Consider the following 20,400-nt stretch of genomic DNA (forward strand, 5'->3'; position numbering starts at 1 on the left):
GGGGGCCGCGGGTCGGTGTGCCCGGATGCGGCGCCGACCGCCGCCCGGGCGACGGCGGTCACGACAGCCCCCGCTCGATGGTGGTGGTCCTGTCCGTGCGCGGCGGTCCGGGCGGCCGGGGCGTGCCGCCCCGCCGCGCGGCCGGTCCGCCGTTCGGTTCGCTCATGTCCGGATCTCCCTTTCGCGCGGGCGGGTGGCCGCCGGTTCCGGTCCCCGCACGGTGACCTCGGTCCCGGAGCCGGCCAGCGCCCGGCTGACCGGGTCGGCGACCCGCCCGTCCGCTATGCGCACCGACTCCACTCCCCCGGTCAGGGCCTCCCGTGCCGCGACGAGTTTGAGTGCCATGCCGCCACCGGCGTACCGGCCGGGCGCGCCGGTCGCCGGCACCTCGCAGCGGCTCAGTGTGCTGGTGTCGTCGCCGGGATCGGCCAGTACGCCCGGTGCGCCGGTCAGCAGCACCAGCCGGCCGGCCCCGAGCGCCACGGCGAGGGCCGCCGCGACCCGGTCGGCGTCGACATTCACCGGATGGCCGTGCTCGTCGAGCGCGGGCGGTGAGACCACGGGCACGAAGCCGGAGCGGAGCAGTGTCTCCGGCAGTTCGGGCCGCACCTCGCTGAGCCGGCCGCTGAGGTTGTCCCGGACCAGGGTCGTCCGGCCGTCCACCACGGACCGTACGGCGGACTTGCGGCGCGCGCGCAGCATGCCGCCGTCCAGGCCGGTCAGGCCGACCGAGGGCACCCCGTGCCGGGACAGCTCCGCGACGATCCTCGGTTTGACCCCGCCGGCCAGCGCGAGGACGACCACCTCCAGGGTCGCGGGGTCGGTGTACCGGGTGGACACCCTGTCCGGGGCGACCAGGGTGCGCTGCGGTACGCCGAGTCTCCCGGCCAGCCGGGCGATCTCCCCGGACCCTCCGTGCACCAGGAGTACGGACTCCCCGGCGCGGACGAGTCCGGCGACGTCGGCGCAGATGCCCGCGGCGTCGACGGCGGGGTTGCCGCCGCACTTGACGACGGTCAGCGGTCTGGTGATCACAGTGTCTCCAGTCACCGGGGGATCAGAGGGGGTGCAGGCCGGGGAAGGACAGGCCGAGCGTCTCCGGCCGGCCCATGCGGATGTTCAGACACTGCACCGCGTTGCCCGCGCCCCCTTTCATGAGGTTGTCCAGAGCCGCGATGGTCACCAGCCGCCCGGCCTCCTCGTCGACGGCGTAGCCGACGTCGCAGAAGTTCGAGCCCAGCAGGATCTTCGGCTCCGGGTAGCGGAAGGTGCCGCGCTGGTGGGCCACCAGACGGACGAACGGCTCGTTCCGGTACTGCTCGCGGAAGGCCCGGCGCACCGCCGCCTTGTCCACACCGGGGCGCAGGGTGGCGTGGCCGATCGTCTGCACACCGCGCACCGCCTCGACTCCGGTCGCGGTCATGGTGACCGGGATGCCGAGGTGCCGGGAGATCTCGGCCTCGTGCCGGTGCCCGGTCGGGGCGAACACCCGCATCGCCCCGCTGCGCTCGGCGTGCAGATTCGCCGTGCCCGCGGTCGCGCCGGAACCACTGGACCCGGTGCGCGCGTCGAAGCGGACCGCTGTCGGCTCGATCAGGCCCCGGGTCACCAGCGGGTGGAGGGCGAGCACCCCCGCCACCGCCATGCAGCCGGGCACACTGACCAGGTCGGCGGTGCCCAGCCGCTCCCGGTGCAGCTCGGGTATCCCGGGGACGAAGTCGCCGAGCAGCCGCGGCGCCGCGTGCTCGGTGCCGTAGTGGCGCCGGTAGACCTCGGTGTCGTCCAGCCGGAAGTCCCCGGTGAGGTCGATGACCTGCTTGGCCTGTCCGATCCAGCGGTCGATCTGTGTCATGGCGGCGCGGTGCGGTGTGGCGAGGAAGACGGTGTCGCACTCGTCCACCTCATCGGCCGAGCAGAACAACAGGTCGGTGGCGGAGCGCAGATTGGGGTGCACACCGTCGACCCGCCGGCCGGGGAACCGGGAGGACACCGCGCCCACCACCTCGACCTCGGGGTGGCCGATGAGCAGGCGCAGCAGTTCCCCGCCGATGTAGCCGGCCGCGCCGACCACCGCGGCGCGGATCACGGCCGCGCCCCGGTGGGTGCCGTCCGTCCGCCGTGTGCCGTCCGCCCGCCGCGCGGCACGGGTCCACCGCGCGGCACGGGTCCACCGCGTGTCATGGGTCCGCGCACGGTCTACTCCCCCCAGTCCTCTTCGACCTCGGGCGCGAGGGCGAGCACCGGTGGGCCCAGCGCCACGATCTCCAGTTCGCTCCGGCAGCCCGCGCACTCGACGATCTCGTTGAGCCGCGCCGAATCGCTGATGTTCACCTCGTCCTCGCACTCGGGACAGGTCTGCGCCGCTGTGGTCATGTGAGGGTGTCCTTCCGATCGGTGGTCCCGGAGGGGGCAGCCGTGCCGAGGGCGGTACGGACCGTCCTCACGACCCGCTCCGCGGTGAGGTCGTAGTGCGTGACGAGGTGTTCCTGACTGCCGACGGCGTCGACGAACCGGTCCGGCACCCCCAGCCTCAGCACCCTGGTGGGCGCCGCCTCCGCCAGCGCTTCGGCGACCGCGCCGCCGAGGCCGCCGCTGCGCCAGTGCTCCTCGACCGTGACGACGAGCGCGGCCTGCCGCGCCGCGGCGACCAGGGCCGCCGTGTCGAACGGCCGCAGGGTGTGCAGGTTGAGGACGGTGGCCTCGACGCCCTGCCCGGCGAGGACGTCCGCCGCGGCGAGGCAGGCGAGCACCGGGTAGGGGCCGCAGCACGCGAGCACCACGTCGCCGCCCCGCCGCAGCGTCTGCGCCCGTCCGATGACCGGTGGCGGCGACACGGGCAGCGCCGGCGACGGTTTGCGGCCGAGCCGGACGTAGAGCGGTCCTGGCAGGCTCAGGCTCTGTTCGACGAACGCCTCCGTGGCGGCGGCGTCGGCCGGCACCACCACGGTCATCTCCGGCAGCACCCGCAGGACGGCGAGGTCCTCCAGGGCCTGGTGGGTCGGGCCGAGATGGCCGGCGGCGAGCCCGCCGTGCGTGGCCATGATGCGGACCGGCAACCGGTTGTAGGCGATATCGATCTTGATCGCCTCCAGTGCGCGGGAGGCGGCGAAGGCGGCCATCGTGTTGACGAACGGCATCCGGCCGCACGCGGCGAGACCGGCGGCCACGCCCATCAGATTGTGCTCGGCGATACCGAGGTTGAGGTACTGCTCACCGGCGGTCTCGGCGTGCTCCGCGCTGAACAGGCCGGTGTCGCTGTCCAGACAGATCACCTCGGGGTGCGCGCTCAGCAGCGGGAGCAGACGGTCCCGGTAGGCCTCTCGGGTCGCGCGGCTCATCCGGCGGTGTCCCCGGTCCGCAGCGCGGCCCTCGCCCGTGCATGGTTGCGCTTCGACAGCGTCACATAGTGGCTGGCCGCCCGGCCGGCGAGGACGGGGAACCCCTGGCCCTTGACCGTGCGGGCGATCAGTACGCTCGGCCGGCCCGGCTCCCACGGGGCGGCGGCGAGATGGTCCGCCAGCCCGGTCGCGTCATGGCCGTCCACGTCGCGCACCGCCCAGCCGAAACTGCGCCAGCGGTCGGCCAGTGGTTCCATCGGCGCGATCCGCTCGGTGTGACCGGTGAGCTGGAGCCCGTTGCGGTCCACCACGGCGACCAGCCGGTCCAGCCCCAGCGACGCGGCGGCGATGGCCGCCTCCCACACCGAGCCCTCCTGGAGTTCGCCGTCGCCGAGCAGGACGAAGCTGCGCGCGTCACGGCGGGCGTACCGGCCCGCCAGCGCGAATCCGCAGGCCAGCGCGAGACCGTGGCCGAGTGACCCGGTCGGCAGCTCCACTCCGGGGACCGCGCGCACGGGATGGCCCATCAGCCTGCTGCCGGGGCGTCCGTATCCGGCGAGCTCCTCGACGGGGAGAAAGCCCCGTTCGGCCAGGGTCGCGTAGAGGGCGACGGCGGCGTGGCCCTTGCTGAGCAGGAAGCGGTCGCGGTCGGGGTCGTCCGGCCGCCGGGGGTCGACGTTCAGCACCGAGAAGTACAGCGCGGTGAGCACCTCGGTGCAGGAGAACGCGCCGCCGAGGTGGCCGCCCTCCGGGCCCGCGCACATGTCGACGATATGGGAGCGGATGCGCGCGGCGGTGGATTCCAGGGTGTCCCGGGTGGCCGTCCGGGTGGTGGTCATGACGCCGCCGCCGCGAGCGTGGCCACCATGTCGGGGTGGGCCCACACCTTCTCGAAGGCCTCCGCGTAGAGACCGAGCAGATCCCCGGACCCCGGATGGAGGTGGCGCTTCTGAAGCGTCAGCGTGCCGGCGACGACCTCGCGGGCCACCGGGTAGCCCTCCCCCGCCACCGGCGCGGGTGCGCCGGTCACGGACCAGGGGTAGCCCCCGCCGAAGCCGACCCGGTCGACGAACACCTTCTGGTCGGGGAGCGGCATGAGCTGGTATCGCGACATGGGCACGCCCTCGGCGCGCAGCAGCCGCCGCAGGGCGGAGCGCAGGGCCTCGGGCGGGACCCCCTCCAGACCGAACGCGGCCCGGTCGAACCGGAACCTCAGGATGTGCCAGGCGTGGGTGGTCTCCGGGAGCGCGGTCGGCACCCGCAGGCCGGGCAGTTCGGCGAGCCGCGCGAGGAAGGCCGCGACATTGCGCTGGCGCGCGCGTTCGTAGTCGTCGAACCGGGTGAGCTGGGCATCGGTGAACGCGGCCTGGATGGCGTTCATCTTGTGGTTCCAGCCGAGGGTGTACGAGATGTAGTCGCGCTCCTGCCCGGCCTCGATCACCTCGCCGAACTGCCGGCCCTTGCGGACCGCCTCGGCGATGTCGGCGCTGCCGGTCACGAGCAGACCGCCCTCGCCGCAGGTGGGGATGTTCTTGGTGACCTGGAGGCTGAACGCGCCCGCCTCGCCGATCCCGCCGACGGGCCGCCCCCGGTGGGTCGCCCCGGGGGCCTGGGCCGCGTCCTCCACCACGGCGAGGCCGTGTCTGCGCGCGATGGCGGTGATCCGGTCCATGTCGGCGGGCGCGCCGTGGAGATGCACCGGGATGATCGCGGCGGTCCGGTCGGTGATCCGGCGCTCCACATCGTCCGGGTCGATGTTGAAGGTGACCGGGTCGATGTCGGCGAAGACGGGGACGGCCATCTGGTGCACCGGCGCGAGCCCGGTGGCGACGAAGCTGAGCGCGGGCACGATCACCTCGTCGCCCGGCCCGACACCGAGTGCGGCCAGGGCGAGGGAGAGCGCGGAGGTGCCGGTGGAGACGGCGACGCAGTGGCCGAAGCCGAACCGCCGCGCCCAGTGCTCCTCAAGCGCGGAGACCGGATTCGCGCCGTCCGTGTCGGAGACCATTCTGGAGCCGCCGAGCGCGTCGATGACGGCCTTGCGGTCCTCGTCCTCGACCAGCGGCCAGTCCACCCGGCGCCGGTCCCTCGGCACGACCGCGGAACCGCCGAACGCTGCCAGCTTGCTCATCACTGTCCTCTCTGGTCACGGGGGGTCGAGCCGCGCGGCGTCACAGCTCCGCCGCCGCCGCGCCGACGGCGTCGACCGCGCTCGCGTACATGCCGCGCAGCACGGTGGCGTGGTGCGCGATGTCGGCCGAGACGGCGCGGGGGTCGCCGAGACCGTGCGCGGCGGTGATCCGGAGTCCGGTCCACGCGTGCGCGACGGACTCGACCGCCCGGCCGGCCCCGGCGAGCGCCGGATCGCCCCACTCCCGGCCGCAGCGGCGCAGCAGCTCACCGTGGAGCGAGGCCTGCGCCTGCATGCCCCACCCGAACGGGTACAGCTCGCGCAGCGCGGTGGCGTCACCGGCCCGGCACCGGTCGAGGAGTTCCCCGGTGAACGCGTCGAATCCGGCCAGTCCGGTGCGGTCCGGGCCCGCGGTGGTGAAGATCTCGTTGTCGGTGCGCAGGAATCCGCCGAGCAGTGCGGGGGTGAGGGGCGGGGGCGGGGTGTCGAGGCGGACGTCGAGACAGCGTCTGCCGATCCGCGAGTCGCTGAAGAAGGCGTCCTGGACGTCGGTCGGGTTGGCCGAGCCCCAACTGCGCAGAAACGCCTCGATCGGGACGGTGCCGCGGAACGCGGGCGGCATCGCGTCGGAGACGTACACCAGTCCGCGGACCTCGTCCAGGCCGTGGACGATCACGAGGTGCGCGGCGTGCACATCCCCGTACGCGGGCCGGAACGGCAGATGGAAGTTGTCCACGGCGGCGATGACCAGCCGGTCGTCGGCGAGTGTCTCGCGCACCTCCCGCCAGAGGTCGTCCTCGTCGGCGGGGTGCCACCAGCGCGAGCGCAGTCCGTGGTGGGGGGCCAGCGCGGCTCCGAGATCGCCGCCGGAGCCGGAGCCCGATCCCGATCCGGAGCCGGAATCGGAGCCGGAGCCGGAGCCGGAGCCGGAGCCGGAATCGGAGCCGGCGGCTTCGCCGGGCGGGCAGGGGTAGTAGAACTCCTCGGATCTGACATCGCCCGGCAGGTGCAGAAACCGCCAGCCCGCGCCGAGCACGGCCAGCGGGTCGGCGCCCTCCCGTGCCACCAGCGATCCGAACGTGGCCTGGAGACAGCTGATCAGGTCGCGGTACCACAGCTCGGGCTCCGGCCCGGTGATCATGTACGTCCGTGCTGTCGCCTCACCGGTCATGACCGGTCTCCGCCCGCTGGAGGGTGACCGCGAAGACATGGACCGCGACATTGCGGGGCAGCCGGACGCCGGCCAGCGCGGCCCGCCGGGTGACCGGCACGCGCTGTGCCCAGATGACCGCGGACACGCCTCGCTGCACATGGTGGGGGTAGTGCATGACGAGGCTCTCGAACGCCTTGATCTCGCCGAACCACGCGGGCGCCGACCAGAAGTCGGAGACCCGCAGCGCCTCGGCGTCGACCGAGCCGTCAGCGAAGTTCAGCTCGACGGCGGACTCGCAGCGCCGTTCCGCCGCCGCCAGCACATGGACCCAGTCGTAGCGGCCCTCGGGCACCCCGAGGAACTGACCGGCGCAGCGGATGTTGTCCGGACCGTCGCAGACCGGGGGAAAGAGGAAGGGAACACCGCCCACCCGGACGAGGCTGCCGCCTTCGGGCAGATACTCGGCGGCATAGGAGTTCCCCCACACATTGAACTTCCCGGCTTTCGTCGCCGTCGCCGCGGAGACGGCCGTATTGTTGCGATGGCCGGACAGGTCGACCGGATCGCACAGCCGGCTCACAACGGAGGACAGAGCGATGTCCGTCATGCCGTCCCCCTCACCGGAACGCACGGGGGAATTCCCCGTCCGGACTGTTGATTCGTATGCTCCGCACTCGCCGCGATCTCCGTACTCACCGTGATCACCTCGAATATCCGCATCGATGTTCCGGTGTACTCACAGGGCCGTCCGGCCGGCTGTTCCGGCCCGGGCGGCGGTCATGGCCGGAGCGCGACGGCGCGCAGCCGTTCGTAGTACGGCAGGTGGTGGTCGCGGTGGGCCCGGAGCACCGGGTTCGCGGCGACCGTCCCGGCCCCCTCGCCCGGCCCCCGGGTGAAGCCGGCGGTCCTGCTCGTCGACTCGTGCCACCGGCTGGTCGCCCGCCACTCCGATCTCATGCCCGGCTGCCAGCTCAGCGCCTCGGGCAGGAAGGGGATGCCCACGGCCGAGCAGTACGCCCGCACGGTGTCGGCCGGCCGGTCGAGCAGATCGTCCGAGTCGACCACGACCGGGGTGGTGCCGGTGGCGTCCCGCACGGCCGTGAAGATCTCGTACAGCCAGGCGAAGCCGATCTCGTCGCGGCCGAGGTCCGGATTGAGCGCGTGGTGCGAGGCGATGGCCTCGGCGGGGTGGCGGATGATGAAGGTGTGGGTCGCGGCCGCGAGGAATGCCTCGTCCGCGAGGAGTGCCGGGTAGTGGAAGTCCGTGGTGTCCTTGAAGAAGACCGGCTTCCGCGCGGCGGCGGCACGCAGCGCCGCGATGACATCCTGCTCGGTGTGCGCGACGCGTTCGCCGACCTTCGTCTCGCCGAAGTCGGCCACATGGGAGAACGGCTCGTGCACAACGGTGCGGTCGCCGCGTTCCGCCATCATCCGCGCGAACGCGGTGGAGCGACAGCGCGGCGCACTCCACAGGGCGAGCACCGGTATCCGCTCCGGAATGTGCTCCACGGTTTCCCCTTCCCACTGGCGCTGCTGACGGGCCATCGGAGAGAAATCCCGCGGTGAACCATTCCGACGGCTATTCGGATTCCACTGCCAGAGTGGCACGGCCGATGCCCGGGCCGGGTAAGCGATAGGAGCACCCGCGCGGAAGAAAAGTCAGCGCGTCGCTTGCCCCCGGTTGAACCTGGAGCGGACGCGCTCCGCCCCGGCCGCCGATAACGTCCCTTCGGCGCGGCAGACCGGTTGTGCCGTCCGGTCCGGTCCACCAGTGGTCCTACTACGGAGGTCACGTGTCAGCGACACCAGAGCACCCGGGTGACGGCAGGATCGCCGTACTCGCCAGCAGGGTCGGCGCGGACGAGAAGCGCCTCTTCGAGGCGTTCGACCGGCACGGTGTGCCCTTCGACCACGTCGACACACGGGAGCAGTGGTTCCCGGCCGGACGGCGTGAGCCGCCCTGGAATCTCGTGCTGAACCGGGAGATCGGGCAGGTGCGCGCGGCGTACGCGGCCCGTGCCCTCGCGTCCGCCGGGGCCCTGGTGGTCAACAGCGCCGACGCCACCGAGGTGTGCGGTGACAAGTGGCGCACCACGATGGCGCTGTGGGCGGCCGGGGTGCCGACACCGCGCACCGCGCTCGGCCTCACCCCGAAGGCCGCGCTGGCCGCGCTGGACTCCATCGGCTATCCGGCGCTGATCAAACCGCTGGTCGGCTCGTGGGGGCGGCTGGTGGTCAGGCTGCCCGACCGCGCCGGTGCCGAGGGGGTGCTGGAGTACGTCGCCGCGCTGCCCGGCCCGCAGTCGCACCTCGGATATGTGCAGGAGTTGATCGACAGGCCCGGCAGGGACATCAGAGCGATCGTGGTCGGCGGTGAGCTGCTGGGCGCCGTCCACCGGACCGGGGGGACATGGCGTGCCAATGTGGCGCTCGGCGCGCAGGCCCGCCCGTGCGAGGCGACTCCCGGGATCACCCGGCTGGCGGTCGCCGCCGCCGCCGCCGTCGGCGCGGATATCGCCGGTGTCGATCTGATCGAGGACCGGGACGGCCGGCTGCTGGTGCTGGAGGTCAACCACCGGGTCGAGTTCAGCGGTTTCCACTCCGCGCTCGGCGGCCGGGTCGATGTCGCGGACCGCATCGTCGGACATCTGCGGGAACGAGCCCCGCGATGAACTCGGCCTTCACCCGGTCGGGCGGCGTCACCGAGACCTACGCCGTGGGACTGCTGCGCGGAATGCTGGAGATCCCCTCCACGTCCTACCAGGAGCGCGCGCTCGCCGACTTCCTGGCCGAGGCGATGGCGGACCTGGGTTTCGCGGCGCATATCGACGGAGTGGGCAATGTCATCGGCGTGATCGAACGCGGCGACGGCCCGACCCTGATGCTGCTGGGGCATCTGGACACCGTCCCGGGCCGGCTGCCGGTCCGCTCCGAGGGGGGCAGGCTGCACGGCCGGGGCGCGGTGGACGCGAAGGGGCCGCTGGCGGCGATGATCTGCGCCGCGGCCGGCGCGGTGGACGTCCCCGGCCGGATCGTGGTGATCGGTGTCGTCGAGGAGGAGACCCCGGGCTCGCGCGGGGCGATGGCGGTCCGGGCCACCCACGACCGGCCGGACGCCCTGATCGTGGGTGAGCCGAGCGGCTGGTCGAGTGTGGTCCTCGGCTACAAGGGCAAGCTCGACCTCCGCTACACCGTCAGGTGTCCCGCCACCCATCCGAGCAACCCGGCGCCGAAGGCGTCCGAGTTGGCGGTCGCCTGCTGGGCCGCCCTGGTCGATCTGCTCGGACCCGACGCGGGCCACGATGTGTTCGCCCGGCCGGGCGCGACGCTCTGCGGGCTGAACGCCGATCTGACCACGGCGACAGCCGAGTTCAGCGTCCGCACCCCCCCGGGGTTCGACAGCGAGGCGCTGGTGCGGGAGCTGCGCGACCGTCTGCCGGCCGGTGACCTCGACGTGCTGAACTCGGTGGCGGCCTGCCGGGCGGGCCGCGCCACGCCGGTGGTCCGCGCGCTGGTCTCCGGTATCCGGCGGCTGCACGCCCAGCCCCGTCTCGTGGTGAAGACGGCCACCTCGGACATGAACACCCTCGCCGAGGTCTGGGACATCCCGATGGCGACCTACGGCCCGGGCGACAGCAGACTCGATCACGCCGACACGGAGCACATCGTGCTGTCGGACTATCTGCGCGGCATCGATGTGCTGTCCATCGCCCTCGCGGAGCTGGCGCGGCTGCCCGTCCGTCCGGACGACCGGGTGACCGGGGCACCGCCGGCCGGAAGGAGCCCCCGATGACCGATATGACCCAGCGTCTCGCCGCGCTGCCGGCGGAGCGCCGCGCGCGGTTCCTGGCGCGGCTGCGGGCGCAGCTGGAGGGCGCGGCCGGGCGGGGCCCGACGCCGCGCGGCGACACGGGTCCGACTCCCCTGTCGCCCACCCAGGAGGCCCTGTGGACCCTCGGCCGGCCGGGACCGGAGAGCCCCGTGTGGAATGTGCCGCTGTGTGTCCGGCTCCGGGGTGATCTGGAGGTGGGCGCGCTGCGCTCGGCGCTGGCGGTGGTGGTCGCCCGGCACGAGGCGCTGCGGACCGCGATCGTGGAGCGCGAGGGCGGCCCGGTGCAGGAGGTCGTCCCGGAGGTCCCGGTCGAGCTGCCGCTGATCGAAACGGCGGAGGGCGACCACGGGCAGCGGCTCGCCGCCGCGCGGGCACACGCGGCGGAATGGCTCGGAGCACCGTTCGACGTGAGCAGAAGGCCGCTGTGGCGCGCGGCGCTGATCAGGGTGGCGCCGGACGACCACCTGTTCCTCTTCGAGGGGCACCACCTCGTCCTCGACGGGCCGTCGCTCGGTGTGCTGACCCGCGAACTGGCCGAGGTCCACCGGTCCCTGCGCGACGGCGACGAGCCCCGGCTGTCCGAACTCACCGCGCACTACCCGGATTACGCCCTGTGGCAGCGCGGCCGGCTCGACGGCGGCGGGCTCGACGGGCCGGCCGCGTACTGGCGGGAGAGGCTCGCGGGCGCCGAGGTGCTGGAGTTCCCGGCCGACCGGCCGCGCGGCGACACCCCGGCCTTCGCCGGCGGCTCGGGCGTGTTCCCGGTCGGGCGGGAGGGCCTGGAGCGGGCCGGGGAGCTGGCCCGCGAGGAGGGCGCGGACCCGTCCGACGTCCTCCTCGCCGCCTTCCTCACCCTGCTGCACCGCTACTCCGGCCTGGACGACCTGGTGATCGGCACGCCGGACGCGGGCCGCCGGCACGACTCCGTGTCCTCGGTGATCGGGTGCTTCGCCCAGATGACGGTGGTGCGCGGGGACGTCTCCGGCGACCCGACCTTCCGGGAGCTGGTCCGGCGGGTCTCGCGCGCCACCCGGGAGGCGCACGCCCACGGCAGCCTGCCCTTCGACAAGCTGCTCGACGCGGTGGACCCGCCCCGCGACCCGGCGCGGCCCCCCGTCTTCCCGGTCGTCTTCGCCGCGCGGCGGGACGCGGGGACCACGGCCGGCCTGCCGGGACTCGTGGCGACGGAGGAGCCCGTACCGTCCGCCACCTCCCGGTTCGACATGAGCTGGGACCTGGTGGAGCGGCCGGGCGACGGCTCCGGCGCACGGCTGACCGTCGAGTTCGACACCGGTCTCTTCGACGACGCGAGCGTCGCCAGGTTCGCCCGCCACTACGACGCGCTGCTGCACACCCTCACCGCCGGCCCGGACGCCCCGCTGTCGGCAGCGGACGTACTGAGCGCGGCGGACCGGGAGTTCCTCGCGGAGGCCGCCGGCGGACCGGCGCGGCCGGTGCGCGAGACCACCGTGGTGGCGGAGTTCGAGGCCCGCGTCGCGGAGGCTCCGGACCGGGTGGCGGTCGTCGTCGCGGGCACCGCGACGAGCTACGCCGAACTCAACGCCCGGGCCAACCGGCTCGCCGCCCTGCTGCGCGGGCGCGGCGCCGGGCCGGGCACGCGGATCGGTCTCTGTCTGCGCAGGAGCGCGGAGCTGACGACGGCGATGATGGCGGTGCTCAAGACCGGCGCCGCCTATGTGCCGCTCGATCCGGCGCACCCCTCCGCGCGGGTCGCGGAGATCGCCGCCGACGCGGGTCTGCTCATGGTGCTCGCGCACACCGGGGCCGCCGGGGCCGTGAGCGCGGTCGCCGCGCCCGTCGTGATGCTGGACGAGGCCGGCGCGGAGCTGGCGGCGATGCCGGACCGCGATCCCCCGCTCGCGGCGGCACCCGGCGATGTCGCGTACATCATCTACACCTCCGGCAGCACCGGCAGGCCGAAGGGGGTGCTGCTCGAACACCGGGGCGTGGTCAACTTCATCGACTCCACGCGGGAGCTGTTCGATCTGACCCCGGCGGACCGGGTGCTCGGGTTCGCGTCGGTGACCTTCGACGTCTCGGTGTTCGAGACCTTCTCCGCGCTGCTGACCGGGGCACGGCTGTGTCTGGCGACCGACGACGAACGGGTCTCGATCGACCGGCTCCAGTCGCTGATGGAGCGGGCGGGCATCACCGTCATCGATCTGCCGCCGACCGTGATGCCGCTGCTGGCGCCGGAGAGGTTCACGGATCTGCGGATCGCGTTCGTCGGCGGCGAGGCGTTCAGCGGTGAGCTGGTGAACCGGTGGAACCCGGGCCGGCGGCTGTTCAACGGCTACGGGCCGACCGAGTGCACGGTGACGATGATCGTCGAGGAGTGCGCGGGCACCTGGGAGACCTCGCCCCCGATCGGCCGGCCCATGGCCAACCATGTCGCGCATGTGCTCGACCGCGATCTGCGCCGGGTGCCGGTCGGCGTCCCGGGCGAGCTGGTGATCGGCGGTGCCGGGCTGGCCCGCGGCTATCTGGACCGGGACGCTCTGACGGCGGAGAAGTTCATCGCCGACCCGTTCGGCACCGCGCCGGGCGGACGGCTGTACCGGACCGGGGACCTGGTGAAGCGGCTGCCGGACGGGCGGCTGGTCTTCCTCGGCCGGCTCGACCAGCAGGTCAAGATCCGCGGGCTGCGGATCGAACTGGGCGAGGTGGAGTCGGCGCTGGCCGGGGTCGCCGGAATCGGTCAGGCCACCGTGCGGCCGTGGACCGACGAGACCGGGGAGAAGCACCTCGTCGCCTGGGTGACGGGGGTCGGCGAGCAGGGGCTGCCGTCGGTGCGCGAGCGTCTCGGCGAGCTGCTGCCGTCGTACATGATCCCGTCGTACTTCGTCGCCCTCGGCGAACTGCCGCTGACCAGCGGCGGCAAGGTCGACTGGCGCAGACTGCCCCCGCCGGACCCCGCGTCGGCGGGCGGCGGGCCCGCCGACGAGCCCCGTACCGCGACGGAGCGGATTCTGCTGGGCGATGTGCTCGCCCCGCTGCTGCGCCGGGTCCGGCTCGGTGTGCGCGACGACTTCTTCCGGGCGGGCGGCAACAGCCTCCAGGCCGCCCAGTTGCTGTCGGCGATCAACCGCAGGTTCGGGGTGGAGATCGCGCTCGGCGACTTCTTCGTCTCCCCCACCGTCGCGCATCTGGCCACCGTCATCGACGCGGCCCGCGCCGCGCGGCCCGGCGGCGACGATCCGCTCGGCTCGCTGGAGCGTCTGTCCGGCGGGGAGGACGGCGCGGAGGACGGCGGCCGGGTCCCGGTGCCGATGCGAGGGCCGAGCCCGCCGCGGGTGATCCTGCTGCACCCTTCGGGCGGTGCGCTGTTCTGCTACGTACCCCTGGTCAGGGCGGTGCGCGAGGGCATCGGTGTGGCCGGTTTCGCCGCCGATCCCCGGGATGCCGCCGTGTCCCCGCGGGAGGGTGTGACGGCCACGGCCGCCCGGATCGCCCGGGCGCTGACGGCGGCCGGTTCCGCCGAGCCGTACGCTCTGGCCGGCTGGTCCTACGGTGGCGTACTCGCCTTCGAGGTCGCCAGGCAGCTGGAGCGGGACACCGGGGCACGGCCGCCGGTGGTGCTGCTGGACGCCTCCTGGGACGAGGACCCCTCACCGCTCGACGAGCCGACGGTGCGGCGGCGGTTCGTGCACGACGTCGCCCGGCTGGCGGGCCGGGACGGGCCGTCGGTACGCGGAGTACTGGACGGGCCGGCGGTACGCGGAGTGCTGGACGGGCCGGCCGCCGGCGCGGCCGGTGTCCGGGAGGCGCTGAGGTCGCTGGAGGTCGATCCGGAGCTGACCGACGAGGAGCTGGCCGGCCGCTACGCCGTCTTCCGGTCCTGCGCGCTGGCGCTCCAGTCGTACCGCCCGCCGGGCCCCTACGGCGGGCCGGTCACCCTGCTGGCCACCTCGCCGCGCGCCGCCGCCGTGGAGAAGGAGTGGCGGGCGGTGTGCACCGGGCCCTTCCACGCCGGCGACCTGCCCGGTGACCACTACACCCTGTTCACGGAACCGGCGCTGAGCCGGGTCGTCGCCGCGATCGAAGAGACGCTCGCCCCCTGAGGAGGCGCATATGCGGTTCGGATTCACCGAGGAGCAGCAACGGTTCCGGGCGGACGCACGGCGGGCGCTGCGCTCCCCCGAGGTGCGCGCCGCGGTGGTGGAGGCCACCGGCGCGGACGGCTTCGAGCCGGATGTACGGCCGCTGTACCGCCTGCTCGGCGGGCTGGGGCTGCTCGCCGTGCACTGGCCGCCCGAGTTCGGCGGAGCGGGCCGCCCGCTCACCGATGCCGCGATCGTCGCCGAGGAGCTGGTGCGCGCGCGGGTTCCGGACACCCTGCACGTCAACACCATCCAGATCGTGGGCCAGTTCCTGCTGATGGCGGGCAGCACAGCGCAGAAGCGCCGGCATCTGCCCGCGCTGGCGCGCGGTGAGCGCTTCGCCTCGGTGCTCTACACCGAGCCGGACGCGGGATCGGATCTCGGCGCGCTGCGGACCGCGGCCGAGCCGGACGGCGACGGCTACCGGATCACCGGCACCAAGGTCTTCAGCCTGAAGACCCGCTTCGTCGACCTCGGTCTCTGCGCCGCCCGTACGACACCGGGCGCCGGGAAGTACCAGGGCATCAGCCTGTTCCTGCTCGACCTGGGCTCCCCCGGCGTGACGGTGACGACGCTGGACGGCATCGGCGATGAGCACTTCCACCGGGTCGATCTCGACGCCGTGCCGGTGTCGGGCGACGACCTCATCGGGCCGCGCGACCAGGGGTGGCCGCTGCTCAATGAGGCCCTGGCCATCGAGCGCACCGGACTCGACTACCACCTGCGGGCGGAGCGCTGGCTGGAGGCCGCGCTGGAGGCGCTGATCGAGCGCGATCCGGGCTCGCCGCACGACGCGCACCTGGAGCGGATCGGCCGCTGGGACGGCGCGCTGACGGCGGATCACGCGCTCGCCTGGGAGGTGCTCACCGGTCTCGCGTCCGACCGGGTCGATCCGGTCGCGGCGGCCGTGGCCAAGTACCACAGCAGCGAACTCGCCGGGTCCATCGCGGCGTGGGCCTCCGGCATCCCGGGCCCGGAGCAGCGGGCGAACCGCACCGGGGCGGCCGTGACCCTGGACTCCGCCCACCGGGAGGCGCCGGGGCTCACGCTCTCGGCGGGGACCTCCGAGGTGATGCTCCAGATCATGGCCGCCGCGTTCGACTCCATCGGGCACTCCAACGGACACTCCATCGGGCATTCCATCGGACAGGAGGAGAGCTGAGATGGACCCCACCCCCGATCCCCTCCTCGTCCAGTTGCGCGGGGCGTTGCGCACCTCCCTCGCCGCCGTCCCCCCGCGGCCGGGGGTGCACGGCCCGCCGGTCACCGATGGAGCCGGCGGCCCCACGCGGGCGGTGCTCGACCGGCTGGGCGCGGGCGGCTTCGAGCGTCCCGCCTCCGCCGGCGGCCTCGGTCTCGGCCTGACGGCCGGGGTGCTCGTCAGCGAGGAACTCGGCCACGCGGCGCGCGGGAACTCCTACCGGGCCGGCGCCACGGCGGCCGACGCGGGCCGGCCGGCCGGCGCGGCGCTGGCCGGGTGGGAGGCGCTGCCGGTCGGCGGCGGGGTGGTCGCGAAGCCGCGCGCCGGCGGATGGGAGCTGACCGGCGCGGCCACGGTCGACGACCCGGAGCCCGCCGGGCCGCTGCTGGTGGCCGCGGCGACGGGTGACGGTCCGGTGCTCGTCGCGGTGGAGCGCGGTGCGCCCGGCATCGGCGTGGAGACCGGGTGCTGGCCGCCGGTCGTCCGCTTCGACGCCACGCCCTTCACGGCGGCCGATGTGGTCGCGGAGCTGGACGACTCCCCCGGCGGCCCGCTGGCGCGGGGGCGGCTGCGGCAGGCCGCGTATCTGCTGGGGATCGCCGAGGGCGCGCACCGGGTGGCCGTGGGGTACGCGGGTGTCCGGCGGCAGTTCGACACCAGGCTCCGCGATCTGCCCGCGGTGGCCTTCCCGCTGGCGCGGGCCATGGTGGCGCTGCGCGCGACCCGGGCGGTGGTGTACCGGGGGGCGTGGCTGGCGGACTCGGGGACGGGGCACGGGGTGCCAGGCTTCGGGGAGGCCGGGTCCGGCGCCCTCCGGCACGACAGGGCCGGGGCGGGGGGCGACCGGTCCGGAACCGGGGCTGATGACCGGGCGGGGACGGGGGTGGGGAGCGGGTTCGACGGGCCCGGTCCCGAGCACGACCGGGCCGGGGGCGACCGGACCGGGGCCGGGGGCGGCCTTGCCGGGGCCAGGCGTGCCCGGTCAGGGATCGGGGATGACCATCTCGGGACCGGGAATGACCGGAACGACACCCCACACGATCGTCCCGGGACCGGGCGCGACCGGACCGGGGCCCCGGACGGCCGGGACGAGGTCCGGGACGGCCGGGACGAGGCCCGGGACGGCCGTCCCCCGGCCGGGGACGATCCGGCCGGTACCGCCCCGGTCGTGGCACTGGCGATGGCCGCCGAGACCGCGCGTGAGGTGGTGCGCCTCTGCATGCAGAGCTGCGGCGTCCGGGCGATGACGGCGGAACTCGGCCTGCACCGCTACTTCCGGCTGGCGGCGGCCGAGTCCCAGCGGTACGGCGAGCCCGCCGCGCTGTGGCGGCTGGCCGGTGCCGCCCGTCTCGACCTGGCCCGCCGCACCCTCGGCGCGGACGGCGCGGACGGCGCGGAGCAGCCGGTCGTGCCGGCGGCCCGGCCCCGGTGAGCGCCGCGCCGGCGTCACCCCGCCCGGAGGTCCTCGGGCCGCCCCGGACTCCCGTCGCCCGGATCTCGCCCGGCGGACTGGATGAGCCCCGTCCGGTAGGCCAGCGAGACGAGCTGGGCGCGGTCGCGGACACCGAGCTTGGTGCGTACCCGGTAGAGATGGGTGCGCACGGTGGCCTCGCCGATGGTCAGCTCGCGGGCCACCTCCTCGGTGGACATGCCCCGCGCCACCATCCGGGTCACCTCCCGCTCCCTCGGGGTCAGTTCGGTCACCTCCGGGCACGGCTCGGACTCCAGGGTGTCCGGCTGCTCGCGGAACCAGGTGACCAGGCGTTCCGCGATGTCCGGCGCCAGCAGGGTGCGCCCGGCCGCCGCCGCCCGGATCGCGGTGACCAGCTCCTGCGGGCTGGCGTCCTTGCCCAGCAGACAGCTCGCGCCGGAGTGCAGCACGTCGCTGACCGTCTTGTCCGCGTCGTATCCGGTGAACACCACGATGTTGGGGGGCTCGTCCTCTTTTCCGAGTCTGCGGATCATCTCCAGACCGGAAATGGTCCGCAGGTTCAGATCGGTCACGACGACATCGGGCCGTGTGGTGCGGACCAGGACAATGGCCTCCATGCCGTTGTCGGTCGTGTCGATCACGTCGATGTCGGGAACGGCGTCGAGTAACGTGCGTAAGCCGTCGCCGATAACCGGCAGTTCATCGCAGATAAGTACCCGTATGGTCATGGTGTTCCGCCTTGATGGGGGTAGCCGGGAGCTTCGCTCCACTGCGGGCGCTGAGTCTCGTACCGTTCGGCAGTCGTGTCGTACACGTCATCACCTCCGGCGCGGGCCACTGAACAGGTTCGCCATTCGGACCCGTTGGGACGGCTTCTTCGGTGTCCGCGCACCGGAGGGAGCGGACACCGACTCCGCGGACCGTGAATGCGCCCATCGGGATGGCGGGCGTCATTACGGTGTGATGCGACGGGGCGAATGTCACCACTGCCGTCGCGTGTTCGATCGTAAGGTCCACCGGCGCGCGGAGCGTCCGGCCGTGGGGCGGCGGCTCGCACCGGGAGAAGCCGCGCGCACCCTCACGACACCGCCCCGGCCACCGGAGCGGCCGGGGCGCTGCCCAGCGGCATCAGGAGACTGCCGCGCCCGGGACCGCCGATCTGGACGACGGACACCCCGGCCGGCTGTCGGACGCCCGCGCCGAGCAGGTCCGATGGGTGAATCCCCGGCCAACCGCTGTGATCAGCATCCTGAGTGTCCCCTTGCCTCTGCGTGCGTCTGCGCGTCGACCTCACGGGTCGCGCCGCTCACCGCTCCTCGGAGCGGACTCGTCATCGGCCGGACAGCGCCGCCGTGGACGCCCATGGAGGCGTCATCCGGGGTGATCCCGGCGAGAAGCGCTCCGGCCTTGCGTTCCGCGCGATTCTTGAGGAGTAACAGCTCCACCGTGTGGCAAAGACCGGGTCGATGGGCATCGATGAGTCTCCTCACACGAGAATGTGAGATTGTTGTGGATGTTTCCAAGGAATGTCAAGCCAACTCTGGTGATAGGTACGGTTGTCGGCACGATCACGACGGCCCGAAACCCCTTGTATTCACCCAAGTAGTCCCCCTGGGACATACGTTGGGAACCCAGGCGCACTGTTCGCCCAACTCGGTTTCCCGTTATACTTGACCCCAACGACAACTACCCGCTGCGGCGCGGCGATGAACCCGCCCGCCTCATCCGGCGCGGGTTCCGCATGAGCCACTCGATGCCGGCCCCGGTGTCACGGGGGGATTCCCCGGCTTGTTCGAGTCGGCCGCCTTGTCGCCCCCAGTGGACGGCTTCACTACTGCCCGATCGTTTGACCCGGTGTTCGAACGACTGACTGACGCCGTACTCGCGGCGTCCGGCATGGGAGGACAGACCGATGAGCCTGGTCGATGTGCACACGGAATGGGACCCGCTCGAGGAAATCGTCGTGGGGACCATGGCAGGTGCGCGGGTGCCGATCGCGGATCGGAGTCTTATCGCCACGGAGTACCCGGACATGGACGACCCGCGGCAGATCCCGTCCGGCCCGTTCCCCGCCCGGGTGGTGGAGGAGACCGAGGCCGAGCTGACCGAGCTGACCGAGCTGCTCACGGGCCTCGGGGTCTCCGTGCGGCGGCCGGGCGGACGCGACCACAAGTCCACCGTCTCCACCCCGGACTGGAGCACGGACGGCTTCTACGACTACTGCCCCCGGGACGGATTCCTCACCGTCGGCACCTCCATCATCGAGACGCCGATGGTGCTCCGCTCCCGGTTCCTGGAAGGATTCGCCTACAAGGACCTGTTCCTGGAGTACTTCGAGAGCGGCGCCCGCTGGCTGTCGGCGCCCAAGCCCCAGCTGACCGACGACATGTACGAGCCGAGCGCGCCACCGGGAGAGCGGCTGCGGGATCTGGAACCGGCCTTCGACGCGGCGAACGTGCTCAGGTTCGGTACGGATCTGCTGTACCTCGTCTCCGACAGCGGCAACATGCGCGGGGCGCGCTGGCTTCAGTCGACGCTCGGGGATCAGTACACCGTGCACCCGTGCGAGGGCCTCTACTCGTCCACCCATGTCGACTCGACGATCGTGCCACTGCGGCCCGGGCTCGTGCTGGTGAATCCGTCACGGGTCAACGACGCCAATATGCCCGGATTCCTGCGCGGCTGGGACCGGGTGGTCTGCCCGGAGCCGGTGGACACCGGATTCGTCGGCGACCATCCGAGGTCGTCGGTGTGGATCGCGATGAATCTGCTGGTGATCGCGCCCGGCAGGGCCATTGTGGACAAGCGGCAGCCGGCGCTCATCCGGGAGCTGGAGCGGCACGGCGTGGAGGTGATCCCCGCACAGCTCACCCACTCCAGGACCCTCGGCGGCGGGTTCCACTGCGTGACGCTCGATGTCCGCCGCACGGGCGCACTCGCCGCGTACCGCTGAGACGGCCGGGACGGAGGCGCGACGCGGAACGACCCCGTGCGCCGCCGCTGGCCCGGTGCGATAAAGGGGGGTGATGGCTGCCATTACCCCCGTGTATTGGACGCGCGCCGCCGGTGGCCGGAGTCTGATGGCAGGCTTCGCGGCGGGCGATTCCGGTGAGCGCGATACGGGTCCCGGTGGTCGCGGGCGTGTTCGGCGGGTCGTTTCCCGGCGGCCTTCGGGTGGGGCGGATGCCCGGC

16 protein-coding genes are annotated in these 20,400 nt (G+C 73.2%); 6 read left to right on the forward strand and 10 right to left on the reverse strand.

What is annotated here, in order from left to right; all coding sequences use genetic code 11:
• Positions 1-162 precede the first annotated feature (162 nt).
• The 9 genes from ABT122_RS01035 to ABT122_RS01075 all read right to left on the reverse strand — a co-directional run bounded on the left by ABT122_RS01035 (position 163) and on the right by ABT122_RS01075 (position 8,131).
• A complete protein-coding gene (locus ABT122_RS01035; protein ID WP_351543304.1) occupies positions 163-1,050 on the reverse strand; it encodes a [LysW]-aminoadipate kinase in 888 nt (295 codons plus the stop codon).
• A 7-nt stretch (positions 1,051-1,057) separates the two neighbouring features.
• Entirely contained in the window at positions 1,058-2,086 is a 1,029-nt protein-coding gene (argC, locus tag ABT122_RS01040; protein ID WP_351543307.1) for an N-acetyl-gamma-glutamyl-phosphate reductase, read from the reverse strand.
• A gap of 110 nt (positions 2,087-2,196) precedes the next feature.
• Positions 2,197-2,373: a lysine biosynthesis protein LysW gene (locus tag ABT122_RS01045; RefSeq protein ID WP_351543310.1), complete on the reverse strand. Its 177-nt coding sequence runs from the start codon at positions 2,371-2,373 to the stop codon at positions 2,197-2,199.
• Positions 2,370-3,338, reverse strand: a complete 969-nt coding sequence (locus tag ABT122_RS01050; RefSeq protein WP_351543313.1) for a transketolase family protein — start codon at positions 3,336-3,338, stop codon at positions 2,370-2,372. The genes ABT122_RS01045 and ABT122_RS01050 overlap by 4 nt, the downstream gene beginning before the upstream one ends.
• Complete coding sequence (locus ABT122_RS01055) at positions 3,335-4,177, reverse strand: transketolase (RefSeq protein ID WP_351543316.1); 843 nt, start codon at positions 4,175-4,177, stop codon at positions 3,335-3,337. The genes ABT122_RS01050 and ABT122_RS01055 overlap by 4 nt, the downstream gene beginning before the upstream one ends.
• Positions 4,174-5,469 (reverse strand): DegT/DnrJ/EryC1/StrS family aminotransferase, encoded by a 1,296-nt coding sequence (locus tag ABT122_RS01060; RefSeq protein WP_351543319.1) that lies wholly within the window; start codon positions 5,467-5,469, stop codon positions 4,174-4,176. The genes ABT122_RS01055 and ABT122_RS01060 overlap by 4 nt, the downstream gene beginning before the upstream one ends.
• A 40-nt stretch (positions 5,470-5,509) precedes the next feature.
• Complete coding sequence (locus tag ABT122_RS01065; protein ID WP_351543322.1) at positions 5,510-6,640, reverse strand: BtrH N-terminal domain-containing protein; 1,131 nt, start codon at positions 6,638-6,640, stop codon at positions 5,510-5,512.
• The gene (locus tag ABT122_RS01070) at positions 6,630-7,229 is read right to left on the reverse strand and encodes a beta-sandwich domain-containing protein (RefSeq protein WP_351543325.1); all 600 of its coding nucleotides are present in this window, start codon (positions 7,227-7,229) and stop codon (positions 6,630-6,632) included. The genes ABT122_RS01065 and ABT122_RS01070 overlap by 11 nt, the downstream gene beginning before the upstream one ends.
• A gap of 170 nt (positions 7,230-7,399) precedes the next feature.
• Entirely contained in the window at positions 7,400-8,131 is a 732-nt protein-coding gene (locus ABT122_RS01075; protein ID WP_351543328.1) for a sulfotransferase-like domain-containing protein, read from the reverse strand.
• A 284-nt stretch (positions 8,132-8,415) separates the two neighbouring features.
• Between ABT122_RS01075 and ABT122_RS01080 the strand changes: the two genes are divergently transcribed.
• From ABT122_RS01080 to ABT122_RS01100, 5 genes are read left to right on the forward strand one after another with little or no spacing between them, the layout of a single operon-like run.
• Positions 8,416-9,294 (forward strand): RimK family alpha-L-glutamate ligase, encoded by an 879-nt coding sequence (locus tag ABT122_RS01080; RefSeq protein WP_351543331.1) that lies wholly within the window; start codon positions 8,416-8,418, stop codon positions 9,292-9,294.
• Positions 9,291-10,415 carry a M20/M25/M40 family metallo-hydrolase gene (locus ABT122_RS01085; protein WP_351543334.1) on the forward strand — a complete coding sequence of 375 codons (1,125 nt, stop codon included), beginning with the start codon at positions 9,291-9,293 and terminating at the stop codon, positions 10,413-10,415. Before ABT122_RS01080 ends, ABT122_RS01085 begins: the two co-directional genes overlap by 4 nt.
• Positions 10,412-14,536 (forward strand): non-ribosomal peptide synthetase, encoded by a 4,125-nt coding sequence (locus ABT122_RS01090; protein WP_351543337.1) that lies wholly within the window; start codon positions 10,412-10,414, stop codon positions 14,534-14,536. The genes ABT122_RS01085 and ABT122_RS01090 overlap by 4 nt, the downstream gene beginning before the upstream one ends.
• Before the next feature lie 10 nt (positions 14,537-14,546).
• Positions 14,547-15,737, forward strand: a complete 1,191-nt coding sequence (locus ABT122_RS01095) for an acyl-CoA dehydrogenase family protein (RefSeq protein WP_351543340.1) — start codon at positions 14,547-14,549, stop codon at positions 15,735-15,737.
• A 1-nt stretch (position 15,738) separates the two neighbouring features.
• A complete protein-coding gene (locus ABT122_RS01100) occupies positions 15,739-17,208 on the forward strand; it encodes an acyl-CoA dehydrogenase family protein (protein WP_351543343.1) in 1,470 nt (489 codons plus the stop codon).
• Between the two features lie 14 nt (positions 17,209-17,222).
• Here the strand turns inward: ABT122_RS01100 and ABT122_RS01105 are convergent, their stop codons facing one another.
• Positions 17,223-17,936 (reverse strand): response regulator, encoded by a 714-nt coding sequence (locus tag ABT122_RS01105; RefSeq protein ID WP_351543346.1) that lies wholly within the window; start codon positions 17,934-17,936, stop codon positions 17,223-17,225.
• Positions 17,937-19,120: 1,184 nt separating this feature from the next.
• On the opposite strand from ABT122_RS01105, the gene ABT122_RS01110 reads away from it, so the two are divergent.
• Positions 19,121-20,161 carry an inosamine-phosphate amidinotransferase 1 gene (locus ABT122_RS01110; RefSeq protein ID WP_351543349.1) on the forward strand — a complete coding sequence of 347 codons (1,041 nt, stop codon included), beginning with the start codon at positions 19,121-19,123 and terminating at the stop codon, positions 20,159-20,161.
• Positions 20,162-20,400: the final 239 nt, after the last annotated feature.

The sequence above is a fragment of the Streptomyces sp. NPDC001985 genome (genome assembly GCF_040296845.1).
Lineage (GTDB): Bacteria > Actinomycetota > Actinomycetes > Streptomycetales > Streptomycetaceae > Streptomyces.

What these genes read in the sequence shown, in the direction of transcription:
- ABT122_RS01090 (WP_351543337.1), top strand. Translation starts at nt 10,412, where the DNA reads ATGACCGATATGACCCAGCGTCTCGCCGCGCTGCCGGCGGAGCGCCGC.
- ABT122_RS01045 (WP_351543310.1), bottom strand. Translation starts at nt 2,373, where the DNA reads ATGACCACAGCGGCGCAGACCTGTCCCGAGTGCGAGGACGAGGTGAAC.
- ABT122_RS01105 (WP_351543346.1), bottom strand. Translation starts at nt 17,936, where the DNA reads ATGACCATACGGGTACTTATCTGCGATGAACTGCCGGTTATCGGCGAC.
- ABT122_RS01100 (WP_351543343.1), top strand. Translation starts at nt 15,739, where the DNA reads ATGGACCCCACCCCCGATCCCCTCCTCGTCCAGTTGCGCGGGGCGTTG.
- ABT122_RS01065 (WP_351543322.1), bottom strand. Translation starts at nt 6,640, where the DNA reads ATGACCGGTGAGGCGACAGCACGGACGTACATGATCACCGGGCCGGAG.
- ABT122_RS01060 (WP_351543319.1), bottom strand. Translation starts at nt 5,469, where the DNA reads ATGAGCAAGCTGGCAGCGTTCGGCGGTTCCGCGGTCGTGCCGAGGGAC.
- ABT122_RS01085 (WP_351543334.1), top strand. Translation starts at nt 9,291, where the DNA reads ATGAACTCGGCCTTCACCCGGTCGGGCGGCGTCACCGAGACCTACGCC.
- ABT122_RS01070 (WP_351543325.1), bottom strand. Translation starts at nt 7,229, where the DNA reads ATGACGGACATCGCTCTGTCCTCCGTTGTGAGCCGGCTGTGCGATCCG.
- ABT122_RS01055 (WP_351543316.1), bottom strand. Translation starts at nt 4,177, where the DNA reads ATGACCACCACCCGGACGGCCACCCGGGACACCCTGGAATCCACCGCC.
- ABT122_RS01050 (WP_351543313.1), bottom strand. Translation starts at nt 3,338, where the DNA reads ATGAGCCGCGCGACCCGAGAGGCCTACCGGGACCGTCTGCTCCCGCTG.
- ABT122_RS01110 (WP_351543349.1), top strand. Translation starts at nt 19,121, where the DNA reads ATGAGCCTGGTCGATGTGCACACGGAATGGGACCCGCTCGAGGAAATC.
- ABT122_RS01095 (WP_351543340.1), top strand. Translation starts at nt 14,547, where the DNA reads ATGCGGTTCGGATTCACCGAGGAGCAGCAACGGTTCCGGGCGGACGCA.